Below are 12,239 nucleotides of genomic sequence, written 5' to 3' on the forward strand. Positions count from 1 at the left end.
ATGTTCGATCTGACCGGCAAGACCGCTCTCGTCACCGGCGCCACCGGCGGCATCGGCGGCGCCATCGCCAAGGCCCTGCACGAGCAGGGCGCGCACGTCGTGCTCTCGGGCACCCGCGAATCGGCTCTCTCGGAGCTGGCCGCCCAGTTCGGCGAGCGCGTGTCGTTCGTGGCGGCGAATCTCTCCGACTCCGCCGCCGTCGACGGGCTGGTCGCCAAGGCCGAGGAAGCCGCCGGCGCGCCGCTGGACATCGTGATCGCCAACGCCGGCGTAACCCGCGACGGCCTGCTTGTCCGCATGAAGGACGAGGACTGGGAAACCGTCATCAAGATCAATCTGGAAGGCTATTTCCGCCTTTCGCGCGCCGCCGCCAAGGGCATGATGAAGCGCCGCGCCGGCCGCATCATCGGCATCACCTCGGTGGTCGGCGTGACCGGCAACCCCGGCCAGACCAACTACGCGGCCTCCAAGGCCGGCATGATCGGCTTCTCCAAGGCCCTGGCCCAGGAACTGGCCAGCCGCGGCGTGACGGTCAACTGCGTGGCCCCCGGCTTCATCGCCAGCCCGATGACCGACGCCCTCAACGAGCAGCAGAAAGCCGGCATCCTGGCGACGATCCCCGCGGGCAGGCTGGGCGAGGGGAGCGATATCGCCGCGGCGTGCGTTTTCCTGGCCAGCGACCAGGCCGGTTACGTCACCGGTCAGACCTTGCACGTCAACGGCGGCATGGCCATGATCTAAAACCGTTGTCGCTCCTTCGGTCTGCCCGCTAGCAAGCCGAAAAGGAACGTGATAGGCGGAGCCCGACAATTCCCGCAGATGGTGAGGCGCAACCTCATTGTCCGAGGGCCGAAATCTCATAACGAGGGACTGAACAGAATGTCCGACATTCTCGAGCGCGTGCGTAAGATCGTCATCGAACACCTGGATGCCGATCCCGAGAAGGTCACCGAGAAGGCCTCCTTCATCGATGACCTGGGCGCCGACAGCCTCGACAACGTTGAGCTGGTGATGGCGTTCGAAGAAGAGTTCGACATCGAAATCCCGGACGACGCCGCCGAGCACATCCAGACCGTTGGCGACGCCGTGAAGTTCATCACGGAAAAGACCGCCTAAAAGGCGTCGAGTTCGCTAGTCGAACCTGACCATTTCCGCCGCGTCGCACGGGCTCTTGCCATCGTGCGCGCGGCGGTTTTCGTTTGAGGCCAAGATTTCGCGAGTGGCGCGGCCCTGGGGTTCTCCCCACATCCCGCGTCCCGCATCGAAGGTTTGGGAGTGATCCATGCGTAGAGTTGTCGTCACGGGTATCGGCCTGCTGACCCCTCTGGGCCACGGTGTTGACGTTACCTGGAAGAACATTCTGGCCGGCAAGTCCGGCGCCAACCGCATCACGGCCTTCGATCCGACCGACTATGCCTGCAAGGTCGCCTGCGAGGTTCCGCGCGTCGACGGACGCGGCGGCGGCGGCCCGGACGTCGAGGGCTCGTTCGATCCCGACCAGACCATGAGCCCGCGCGACCAGAAGCGCGTGGACGATTTCATCCTGTACGGCATCGCCGCGGCCGACGAGGCGATCAAGGATTCGGGCTGGGTTCCCGAGACCGACGAGGACAAGTGGCGCACGGGCGTCATCCTCGGTTCGGGCATCGGCGGCCTGTCGACGATCGCCGACACCGCGCTCGAGCTGGAAGCCAAGGGGCCCCGCCGGGTCAGCCCGTTCTTCATCTCCTCGGCCCTGATCAACCTTATCTCGGGTCAGGTTTCGATCAAGTACGGCTTCAAGGGCCCCAACCACGCGGTCGTCACGGCCTGCGCCACCGGCGCCCACGCCATCGGCGACGCCATGCGCCTGATCAAGTACGGCGACGCCGACGTGATGGTGGCCGGCGGCGCCGAGGCGGCCGTCTGCAAGGTCGGCATCGCCGGCTTCATCGCCTGCCGCGCCGTCTCCACCGACTGGAACGACACGCCTGAGAAGGCCTCGCGCCCCTATGACAAGGACCGCGACGGCTTCGTGATGGGCGAGGGCGCCGGCGCCCTGGTGCTGGAAGAGTACGAGCACGCCAAGGCGCGCGGGGCCAAGATCTACGCCGAGGTGGTCGGCTATGGCCTGTCGGGCGACGCCCACCACATCACCGCGCCGTCGGAAGACGGCGAAGGCGGCGGCCGCGCCCTGGCGTCGGCGATCAAGGACGCGGGCCTCAAGCCCTCGGACATCGACTACATCAACGCCCACGGCACCTCGACCATGGCCGACGGCCTGGAAGCCGGCGCCGTCGAGCGCTTCCTGGGCGATCACGCCAAGAACGTCGTCATGTCGTCGACCAAGTCGATGACGGGCCACCTGCTGGGCGCGGCCGGCGCGATCGAGGGGATCTTCTCGATCCTGGCGATCCGCGACCAGATCGCTCCGCCGACCATCAACCTCGACAATCCCGACGTCCACGTCGCCATGAACCTGGCGCCGAACAAGGCCGTGCCGATGAAGATCGATGTGGCGGTGTCCAACAGCTTCGGCTTCGGCGGCACCAACGCCACCGTGGTGTTCAAGAAGGTCTCGTGAGCAAGAAGCCGTCAGCCCCTCGGGCCCCTCGCGCCCACAAGCGTTCGTCCCCCCGGGCGAACCGTCGCGAAACCGCGTCCGTGGGGCGGCGGCTGATCCGCGCCTTTTTCGGCGCCGTCACGACCCTGGTCGTGATCGGCATGGTCGCCATTCTCGGCGCGGCCTGGGTCTATAACGGTCCCGGTCCCGCCGCGAAGGCCGGCGACAAGACCACCGTCGTCCTGCGCAAGGGCGCCAGCCTGCCGGAGATCGCCTCCAGCCTGGAGCGGGGCGGGGTGATCCGCTCCTCGTCGATCTTCATGACCGCCGCCAAGGCCACGGGGGCGGCCCGGACGCTGAAGGCCGGCGAATACGAATTCGCCAGCCGCGCCTCGATGGCCCAGGTGCTGGACGCCATCCGCCACGGCCGCATCGTCCGCCACTGGATCACCATTCCCGAGGGGCTGACCTCGGACATGGTCATGGACATCCTGGCCAAGTCGGACATCCTGGAAGGTAGCGCCGCGACCCCGCCCGAGGGCGCGATCCTGCCCGAGACCTACGAGGTCCAGCGCGGCGAGGACCGCGCCGCCGTCCTCAAGCGGATGATGGACGACCGCGACAAGCTGCTGAACCAGCTGTGGGCCAACCGCCAGTCGGGCCTGCCCTACCGGTCGAAGGAAGAGGCCGTGATCATGGCCTCGATCGTCGAGAAGGAGACGGGCGTGAAGGGCGAGCGCCCGCAGGTGGCGGCCGTTTTCGTCAACCGTCTGCGCACCGGGATGCGTCTGGATACCGACCCGACCGTGATCTACGGCATCTCGCGCGGCCGGCCGCTGGGCCGCGGCCTGCGCCGGTCCGAGCTGGATGCGTTCACGCCCTACAACACCTACAAGATCGATGGCCTGCCGCCGACGCCGATCGCCAATCCGGGCCGCGCGGCCCTGGAGGCGGCGCTGAACCCGGCCAGGACCAACGACCTCTATTTCGTCGCCGATGGCACGGGCGGCCACGTGTTCGCCTCGACGCTGGAGCAGCACAACGCCAACGTCGCCAAGTGGCGCCAGATCGAGCGTGACCGGGCCGGGGCGGGCGTCCCCGTGGTTCCGGCCCCGCCAGCCGCCAAGCCGCTGGCGGGGGGCTAGACCATGTCGATCTCGGGGATGACCGGCTTCGCGCGGGTCGAGGGCGCCCACGGCGCCTGGACCTGGGCTGTCGAGGCGCGCAGCGTAAACGGCCGCAACCTCGAGACCCGCTTCCGCGGCCCACCGGGCTTCGAGGCCCTGGAGCGCGCCGCGCGCGAAGGCGCGCAAGCCCGTTTTCAGCGCGGCCAGCTGACGCTCAACGTCCAGGCCAAGCGCGCCGAGACCTCGGGCGAGACCCAGGTGAATATCGCGACCCTGGAGCGCTACCTGACCGCTGGGGGCCCCTATGTGGCCACCGGCATGGTCGCCAAGCCCAGCCTGGATGGCCTGCTGGCCCTGAAGGGCGTCATCGAGGCCCGCGAGGACGAGGACGACGCCGAGACCCGCGCCGCCGTCGAGGCCGGCATGGCCGCCTCGATCGGGCAGGCCCTCGATGGCCTTAAGATCACGCGCCTGGAGGAGGGGGCCACCCTTGATCCGGTGCTGAACGGCCTGATCGACAGGATCGAGGCGCTCACGGGCCAGGCCGAAAGCGAGGCCGCCGGCCAGCCCGCGGTGCTGAAGGACCGCTTCGCCCGCCGCATGGCCGAACTGGTCGGGGAGGCGGCCAGCGAAGACCGCATCGTCCAGGAAGCCGCCGCCCAGGCCGTGAAGGCCGATGTGCGCGAGGAGCTCGATCGCCTGGCGAGCCACGTCGTCGCCGCGCGCGCGCTCCTGTCCGGCGAGGGCGCGTCCGGCCGCAGGCTCGACTTCCTCTCCCAGGAATTCATGCGAGAATCCAATACCCTCTGCTCGAAATCGGCCCTGACCGCCCTGACCGCGATCGGTCTGGAGCTGAAGGCCGTGATCGAGCAGTTCCGCGAGCAGGTTCAGAACGTTGAATAAGCCCCACCATCCCCATCGCGGCCTGCTCTTGATGGTCGTCGCGCCCTCTGGCGTCGGCAAGACCTCGCTGACCCGCCGCCTGGTGGCCGACCACAACGACTTGCACCTGTCGATCAGCTACACCACGCGCGAGCCGCGTCCTGGCGAACACGATGGCCGCGACTATCACTTCGTCACGCGCGAAGCGTTCCAGGCCATGATCGACGATGACGCCTTCCTGGAATGGGCGGAGGTCTACGGAAACTTCTACGGCAGCCCCAAGCCGCCGATCATGCAGGCGCTCGAACGGGGCGAGAGCGCCCTGTTCGACATCGATTTCCAGGGCGCCATGAAGGTGCACGCCCAGGCGAAGGACGACAGCGTGCTGGTCTATATCCTGCCGCCGTCTCTGGCCGAGATGAGCCGGCGTCTGCACGCGCGCAGCCAGGACAGCGAGGAGGTGATCCACCGCCGTCTTTCGCGCGCCAAGGACGAGGTCGCCGACTGGGAGCGCTTCGACTACGTCATTCTCAATGAGGATTTCGATCGGGCCTATTCGGACCTGGCCCACATCTATCACGCCGAACGTCTGAAACGGGCGCGCAACCCGTGGATCGGCGGGTTGGTGAGCGATCTTCTCAAGGAAGAGATCTGAGACCTAACGGCGGGCTTTCGCCCGCCGCCGGGGCCGCCGCGCCTTAGAGCGCTCGACGGCCGAAGATCAGGTGATAGAGCGCCAGGATGACGACGGCGCCGATGGTGGCCACCAGCAGGCTGTAGAGATTGAAGCCGGACACGCCGGCGTTGCCGAACTGGTTGAACAGCCAGCCGCCGACGAACGCGCCGACGATGCCGAGGACGATATCGAGCAGCACGCCGCTGCCGGAACGGTTCACGAGCTTGCTGGCGATGAAGCCGGCGATCAGGCCCAGAAGGAGCCAGGCGAGAATGGACATCTTAGGGACTCCGTGAGCGGTCGCCCTGCGCGACCTTGCCCAATCAAGTCCTCGACCGTCCCGTTAGTTCCCGCGCATGCGTTCCTGCACGAGGGCGATCAGCTTTTCGGCCGGGGGGCGGCCGAAAACGATGAACAGGCCCGAGCCCAGAATGGCTCCGATCAGGAATGTGAGATCCATCGGTACTTTCCCTACGACTGGTAGGAGCTATTGCAGACGCGGTGTGGCCAAGCCAAGGCGACAAGGGGGCGCTGCGACGATCGGTCTTGGCTTCGCCCGTTCAGGCGGCTTTCGGAGGCGCGATGATGCTCATCACGCAGGTCAGGCCCTCGGGGGCGTAGTCGAAGGTCGCCGAGCCGGCCAGGTCGCCCTTGAGGCTGGCGGCGATCAGGCGCGAACCGAAGCCGCCGCGCTCGGGCGGCCTGACCGGAGGTCCGCCGCGTTCGCGCCACTCGATGGTCAGCAGGGTGCGGCCGCCCAGGCTCCAGGAGACGGCCACGCGGCCGTTCTCGTTCGACAGCGCGCCGTATTTCGAAGCGTTGGTGGCCAGTTCGTGGAAGATCATCGCCAGGGCCAGCGCGGCGTTCGGCGCCAACGGCAGTTGCGGACCCTCAAGGGTCACCTGGCTGGCATAGGGCTTCAGCGCCTCGGCCAGCAGTTCGCCCAGGTCGGCGCCTTCCCAGTTGCGACGGGTGAGCAGGTCGTGGGCCGAGGCCAGGGTGTAGAGGCGATCGTTGAACTGGGCGAGGCCGTTCTGGTCGCCTGTACGGAGGCTGTGGCGGGCGAGGGACTGGACCACGACCAGGGTGTTCTTCACCCGGTGGTTCAGCTCGTTGATCATCAGTTGCTGCCGGTCGGCGGCGCGGCGTGCGTCGCCGTCGCGAGCCCGCAGGATATCGGCCGCGGCCCGCAGCGAACCGCGCACCTCGGCGATTTCCTGCAGGTGCGAGGGGGCCGGATCCAGCGGCTGGCCGGAGGCCAGGGCCTCGGCCTCGGACACCAGGCCCCGGACGTCGCGGGAGATGGGACGGGCGAAGGCGAACGCGGCCGCCACGCCCAGGGCGATCAGCAGAGCCGCGCCGGCGATGGCCGGGCCCAGCGAACTCAGCACCGTCCTGTTCAGTTCTTCGCGCGGCACCCCGACGATGAAGGTCCACCCATAGGTCGGCGAGCGGCTGAAGGCCGACAAGGTCTGGACGCCGTCGAGGGTGTGGGTCCGCACGACGCCGTCGTTCGCCCGCGCCATGGCCTGCCGCATGTCCAGGCTGGCGTGCTTGCCCAACATCCTTTCCTGATCGCGCGAACGGGCCACCAGGGCCGCATTGCGGTCGACGATGCTGGCGGTCCAGGTTTGGGGAAACGTCTGGGCGGTCATCAGGGCGTGGAAGGCCGCCGGTTGCTGCATATAGGCCAGCACCAGCAGCTTGCCGTTGACCAGGACGGGCATGTTCACGCCGATGATTGGGCCGGCCCCCCGGCGCGGGATCAGATTGCTGACGTTCGACTTGCCCGTGGTCATCTCGCGCCAGGACGTGGGCGAGAGGGGCGCGTAGGGCGTCGGTCGACCCGGGGCTATCCGCGTATTGATCAACTGGGCGTCGTGGGTCATCAGCACGATCCAGCCTTCGCGCCCCTCCACGGCCTCGCGCGCCTGTTTTTCGAAGGTGGCCAGGTCGCCTTGAGCCAGGGCCGGCGAGACGGCCAGGCCTTGCAGAATGCTCTGTCCCCTGGCCGATCTGGCGATCGGTGGCCAGGGAGAGGGCCCGGGTCATGGCGATCAGCTGGGTGGAGAAGCGGCGCTGCCCCTCGGCATACTGCTGGGCCGCCAGCGCGCCCATCAGCAGGATGGCGGGGGCCGCGAGGGTCAGCGCCATGAAGAGCAAGCGCCGCGCAACCGTCGATGGCGCCTTCACCGCGCTTTTGATAGTCACATTCGCCCCACTTCGCCTGGCCAAGGCTCGAGAGCGCCGGCCCCACCGTCAATAGACTTCAGGGCAGATTAGCCGTGGTGACGGGTCAGCATCCAGAGGGCCATCGCCACCATCAGCAAATTTTCGGTCAGGGACACAAAGCCCAGCGGCACGTTGGTGTCTCCGCCAACGCAGGCGCATTTCAGCTCGCGCTTGTCGATATAGACGGCCTTGAACACCGAAACCGCGCCCACGCCGCCGATGAACAGGCCCAAGGGCGCGGCGAATCCCGTCAGCACGCCCGCCGCCATCAGCACCCCGGCCGTCAGCTCGGCGAAAGGATAGACATAGCCATAGGGCGCCCAGCGGCGGGCCAGCAGGTCGTAGTTCAGGAACATGGTCGAGAAGGCCTCGAACGTCGCGCAGCTTGAGCATGGCCAGCAGGCTCATGGAGAAAGCCACGAACCACTCGGCGGCCTGCGCCGTCAGAGGCGTATGAAAGGCCGCTTGGCTGGCCGCCAGGGCGAGCAGGGCGGCGACGGCGAAGACGGCGATCACCGGGGCGTAGGTCAGGGCCTTGGGATCGCGGACCCTCGCGCCGAAATGCCGGCGCAGATCGTCGTAACCGCCTATCCGCTGTCCGTCGATGAAGGCCTGGGGCGTGGTCCTGACGTCGTGCTCGGCCTTGAAGGCGTCGGTCTCGGCGCGAGTCTTCAGCCAATGATCCTCGACGACATAGCCTCTGGCCTTCAGCAGGTGCATCGCCTTCAGGCCATAGGGGCAGACGTGCCCGGGCATGACCATGCGGTACAGTACGGCGGTTTTCACGGGACTCATCGCTTGAACTCCTTGGCGCGCGACTGGGTCCGCCCCATGTAGGGTCCGTACCATGGTACGGAGTCAAGGCATGGCCAACACGATCGCGACCTTGGCGCGCGAAGGCGGAGTTCGGGGTGGAGACGGTGCGCTACTACCAACGGCGGGGTCTGTTGCGAACGCCCGACAAGTCCGGCGGTTCGGCGCTGTCCGGCGGCGTCCGGCGCTACGACGCCGAGGACCTGCGGCGGCTGAAGTTCATTCGCGCCGCGCAAGGCGCCGGGTTCACGCTGGAGCAGATCGGCGAGTTGCTGGCGCTGGACTCCGGCGAGGACCGTGCGCGCGCCAGAGCGCTGGCGCGGGAACGGATCATGGCGCTGGATGAGAAGATCGCCGAGCTGCGGGCGGCGCGGGCCTCCCTCGACAAGCTGGCGCGCGCCTGCGCGGCGTCCGACACCGGCCCGTGCCCGATCATCGCGGCGTTCGAGGGGGCCTAGACCAGGATCGCCAGGGCTGAGAAGCCGAGCAGGGCGCAGGCGATGGACAGGCGGACGAACATGGGAGCCTCCCTGGCGGTGTTGGGCCAGAAAGCGTCCGTCCAGATGAACCTAAGCTGAAGCTTGGCCCAGGCTCGCTCGGGCCAGCGCCAGGAAGCCGGCCAGGTCGATGACCTCCGCGCGGGCGTCGGGGCTGATGCCGGCCTTTTCGCACAACGCGCCGCCGCCCAGCCCCTTCAGACTCGATCGCAGCATCTTGCGGCGTTGGCCGAAGGCGGCGGCGGTGACGCGTTCGAGGGCGGCGATCAGGTCGGCGGGCGGCGGATCGGCCTTGGGCACGAGGCGGACCACGGCCGAGGCCACCTTGGGCGGCGGGGTGAAGGCCTTGGCCGGCAGGTCCATGACCGTCTTGGCGTCGCATAGGACCTGGGAGATCACCGCTAGGCGGCCGTAGGCGTCGTCATCGGTGTGGGCGACGATACGGTCGGCGACTTCCTTCTGGAACATCAGGGTCATGGACAGCGGCTTGAACGGCCCGGTCAGCCAGTTGATCAGCAGCTGGGTGCCGACATTGTAGGGCAGGTTGGAGACCACGTGGGCCGGTCCGCCGGCGGCCTTCAGGGCGTCGACCTTCAGGGCGTCGCCCTCGACCAGGTCCAGGCGCCCGTCGGCGACCTCGGCCAGTTCCGACAGCAGGGGCAGGAACCGGCTGTCCTTCTCGATGGCCACGACGCGGGCGCCGGTCTCCAGCAGGGCGCGGGTCAGGCCGCCGGGACCAGGACCGACCTCGACCACGATGTCGCCTTCGCCGACCTGAGCCATGCGGGCGATCTTGCGGGTGATGTTCAGGTCCAGCAGGAAGTGCTGGCCGAAGCTCTTGCGCGCCAGCAGGTCGTGGCGCTCCAGGGCCTCGCGCAAGGGCGGCAGGTCGGCCAGGCTCATGGTCGTTTCTCTCAGGCGCCGCGGCGGGCGGCGATGTCGGCCGCCAGCCTGATGGCGGCGATCAGGCTATCGGGCCGGGCCAGGCCGCGTCCAGCGATGTCGAAGCCGGTGCCGTGGTCGGGCGAGGTGCGCACGATCGGCAGGCCCAGGGTGATGTTCACGCCGCCCCAGAAGTCCAGCATCTTGACCGGGATCAGAGCCTGGTCGTGATACATGCACAGCACGCCATCGTAGCGGACGCGGGCTTCCGGATGGAACAGGGTGTCGGCCGGGGCCGGACCGACGGCGTCGACCCCCAGGTCCTTCAGGGCGCGTACGGCGGGGGCGATGATCTCGATCTCCTCGCGCCCCAGGGCCCCGCCTTCGCCGGCGTGCGGGTTGAGGGCGGCGACGGCCAGACGAGGATTGGCGATCCCGAAGTCCTGGCGCAGGGCCTGGGCGGTGACGAGGCCGCTGTTGACGATGCTCTCGACGGTCAGGGCGGCCGGGACCTTGGCGAGGGCGGTGTGGATGGTCACCAGAGTTGCCCGCAGATCGCCGGCGGCCAGCATCATGACCGGACCGCGCGGACCGTCGAAGGTCGCCGCGGCGGTCAGCTCGGCCAGGAACTCGGTGTGGCCCGGGAACTTGAAACCAGCCTCGTAGAGCGGAGCCTTGGCGATCGGGGCGGTGACCAGGCCCGAAACGGCGCCGGACAAGGCCAGGCCCACGCCGGTCTCGATCCAGCGGATCACCTGTGGCGCATAGGTCGGCGAAGGCTGGCCGGAGACGACCGGAGAGAGCAGGGGGATGTCGATGACCGGCAGGGCCTCGGCGAAGACGCCGGCGGCCTCGTGAGGACCCGTGACGGCGCGCACCTTCACCCCGCCGCCGGCCGAGGCCAGCAGCTGGGCGTCGCCCACCACCACGAAGACCGGACCGTCCTGGCGCAGGGCGCCCCAGGCCTTGGCGATGATCTCCGCGCCGACGCCGGCGGGATCACCAGCGCTGAGGGCGAGGGGGCGGAGTGTCACCGGTTCTGGCCTATCGGGTCTCGATGGTCGCCTGGTTGCGCAGGTCGCGCAGGTAGCGCTTGGAGATCAGCGCCAGCTGCTGGCCGCGCAGGCGGTTCTCGATCTGGTCGTGCGACGGGGCGTTGGCGCCGCCCTGGCGCTTACCGCAGACCGCGATCAGGTGCATGCCGGCGTCGGTGCGGATCGGATCCGAGATCTGGCCGACGTCCAGCTTGTTGGCCGCTTCCTGGAAGGCGGGGGCCAGGTCGGTGATCTCGGCCTCGCCGAGGTCGCCGGCGACCAGGCCGTCCACCTTGCCGGCGACGCCTTCAAGGCTCGCGCAGTTGGTGATCTTGGGCTTCAGGTCGGTCAGCAGTTTCGTCGCCGCGGCGACCTGGGCCTCGGTGGCGTCGGCGGCCAGCGGCGCGGCGACCTGCTTGAGGTCGACGATAGCCGTCTTCGAGCCCGCGCGCTTGTCGCGCAGATAGACGATATAGACGCCGTCCTTGACCTGGATCGGCTTGGACAGCTGGCCGGGGCGGAGCTCTTCGAGCGCGGCGTCGACTTCGGGCGGCATCTCGCCCGGGCTGACCCAGCCCACGTCGCCGCCGTTGGCGGCCGTGGCCGAGGCCGAGAACTGGCGGGCGACGGCGGCGAAGGGCGCGCCTTGCTGCATCTGGTTGATCAGCTGGGCGGCGCCGTTGGTCGCCACCTCCATGCCGCCGACGCGGGCGGCGTCGAGGAACACTTCGCTGACCTGGTACTGCGGCTTGGCCGCGGCGTCGGCGAGGCGCTTCTGGTAGGCCTTGACCTGATCGTCGCCGATGCGCAGGCGCGAGCCATAGCGCCCCTGGATCCAGCTCTGCCAAGACGAGTCGGCGCGCAGCTGGGCGCGCCAGGTGTCGAGGCCGATGCCCTGCTGGACCAGCGACTGCTTCAGCTGTTCGGCGGTCATCTTGTTGGACTGGGCGATATCGCTGATCTGCTCGTCGACTTCCTTGTCGGTCGAGATGATCGTGATCTTCTGCTGCTTCTCGAGGCGCTTCAGCTCCTGCATCTGCAGGTGCTCGTCGACCAGCGAGCGTAGGGCTTCCTGCTCGATCTGCGGCAGGTTCTCCGGGGTGGCCTGCATGCCCGACGTGGCCATCAGCAGGCGCATGCGCTGCATCAGGTCGTAGCTGGAGACGATCTCATCGTTGACCACCGCGGCCACGCTTTCGGACAGCGGGTTCGCTGGCGCTGGCGCTGGCGCTGGCGGCGCGGCCTGGGCGGGCGGCGCGGCCACCTCAGGCGGCGCGGCCGCCGGCTGTTGCGCCTGAAGGGCTTGAGCGGGCAGGCCGAGGCTCGCCACGGTCAGGGCGAGAATGGACGCGGCGCCGGCCGCGAAAGTCGTGACGCTACGCGCAGACCGCATGGATAGTGTCGTTCCTCTAGTCCCTGGCCGCACCCGGCGGGCGCGGTCGGTTATCACGTTTTCGGAAGTGACGAACGCCAAATCTGACGTTTCCCCTTGGCCGACCAGGCGGTCGTCGCCCCCGAGACACACTGGGCGGACGCGCGCGGACGCGGCACGCC

11 protein-coding genes and 2 pseudogenes are annotated in these 12,239 nt (G+C 68.5%); 7 read left to right on the top strand and 6 right to left on the bottom strand.

The features are described 5' to 3' along the window. The 6 genes from fabG (at position 1) to gmk (ending at position 5,206) form a co-directional block, all read left to right on the top strand. On the top strand, positions 1-741 hold the full coding sequence (fabG, locus tag ACHMW8_RS18680; protein WP_395443398.1) for a 3-oxoacyl-[acyl-carrier-protein] reductase: 741 nt from the start codon (positions 1-3) through the stop codon (positions 739-741). A gap of 138 nt (positions 742-879) precedes the next feature. Continuing rightward, on the top strand, positions 880-1,116 hold the full coding sequence (locus ACHMW8_RS18685; RefSeq protein ID WP_004615098.1) for an acyl carrier protein: 237 nt from the start codon (positions 880-882) through the stop codon (positions 1,114-1,116). 166 nt (positions 1,117-1,282) lie between these two features. Further along, on the top strand, positions 1,283-2,563 hold the full coding sequence (fabF, locus tag ACHMW8_RS18690; RefSeq protein ID WP_125157856.1) for a beta-ketoacyl-ACP synthase II: 1,281 nt from the start codon (positions 1,283-1,285) through the stop codon (positions 2,561-2,563). Beyond that, entirely contained in the window at positions 2,560-3,687 is a 1,128-nt protein-coding gene (gene mltG, locus ACHMW8_RS18695) for an endolytic transglycosylase MltG (RefSeq protein WP_395443399.1), read from the top strand. The genes fabF and mltG overlap by 4 nt, the downstream gene beginning before the upstream one ends. A 3-nt stretch (positions 3,688-3,690) precedes the next feature. After that, positions 3,691-4,572 carry a YicC/YloC family endoribonuclease gene (locus ACHMW8_RS18700; protein WP_395443400.1) on the top strand — a complete coding sequence of 294 codons (882 nt, stop codon included), beginning with the start codon at positions 3,691-3,693 and terminating at the stop codon, positions 4,570-4,572. After that, positions 4,565-5,206, top strand: coding sequence for a guanylate kinase (gene gmk, locus ACHMW8_RS18705; protein ID WP_125157859.1), 642 nt, complete (start codon positions 4,565-4,567; stop codon positions 5,204-5,206). Before ACHMW8_RS18700 ends, gmk begins: the two co-directional genes overlap by 8 nt. Positions 5,207-5,249: 43 nt before the next feature. On the opposite strand, the gene ACHMW8_RS18710 is transcribed toward gmk, so the two are convergent. From ACHMW8_RS18710 to ACHMW8_RS18720, 3 genes and pseudogenes are all read right to left on the bottom strand, one after another. Then, entirely contained in the window at positions 5,250-5,507 is a 258-nt protein-coding gene (locus ACHMW8_RS18710) for a GlsB/YeaQ/YmgE family stress response membrane protein (RefSeq protein WP_125157860.1), read from the bottom strand. A gap of 280 nt (positions 5,508-5,787) precedes the next feature. Further along, positions 5,788-7,438 (bottom strand): annotated as a pseudogene (locus ACHMW8_RS18715) (sensor histidine kinase). Positions 7,439-7,506: 68 nt separating this feature from the next. After that, positions 7,507-8,254, bottom strand: a pseudogene (locus tag ACHMW8_RS18720) (MauE/DoxX family redox-associated membrane protein). Positions 8,255-8,370: 116 nt separating this feature from the next. On the opposite strand from ACHMW8_RS18720, the gene ACHMW8_RS18725 reads away from it, so the two are divergent. After that, on the top strand, positions 8,371-8,730 hold the full coding sequence (locus tag ACHMW8_RS18725; protein ID WP_395443401.1) for a MerR family DNA-binding protein: 360 nt from the start codon (positions 8,371-8,373) through the stop codon (positions 8,728-8,730). A 111-nt stretch (positions 8,731-8,841) separates the two neighbouring features. Here the strand turns inward: ACHMW8_RS18725 and rsmA are convergent, their stop codons facing one another. Genes rsmA through ACHMW8_RS18740 form a run of 3 tightly spaced genes read right to left on the bottom strand, consistent with a single transcriptional unit; the run spans position 8,842 to position 12,078 of the window. Beyond that, positions 8,842-9,672, bottom strand: a complete 831-nt coding sequence (gene rsmA / locus ACHMW8_RS18730) for a 16S rRNA (adenine(1518)-N(6)/adenine(1519)-N(6))-dimethyltransferase RsmA (protein WP_395443402.1) — start codon at positions 9,670-9,672, stop codon at positions 8,842-8,844. Positions 9,673-9,683: 11 nt separating this feature from the next. Then, positions 9,684-10,685 carry a 4-hydroxythreonine-4-phosphate dehydrogenase PdxA gene (gene pdxA / locus ACHMW8_RS18735; RefSeq protein WP_125157864.1) on the bottom strand — a complete coding sequence of 334 codons (1,002 nt, stop codon included), beginning with the start codon at positions 10,683-10,685 and terminating at the stop codon, positions 9,684-9,686. A gap of 10 nt (positions 10,686-10,695) precedes the next feature. Next, complete coding sequence (locus tag ACHMW8_RS18740) at positions 10,696-12,078, bottom strand: peptidylprolyl isomerase (RefSeq protein ID WP_199743492.1); 1,383 nt, start codon at positions 12,076-12,078, stop codon at positions 10,696-10,698. Positions 12,079-12,239: the final 161 nt, after the last annotated feature.

This window comes from Caulobacter sp. UC70_42 (assembly GCF_044056025.1).
Taxonomy (GTDB): Bacteria; Pseudomonadota; Alphaproteobacteria; order Caulobacterales; family Caulobacteraceae; genus Caulobacter.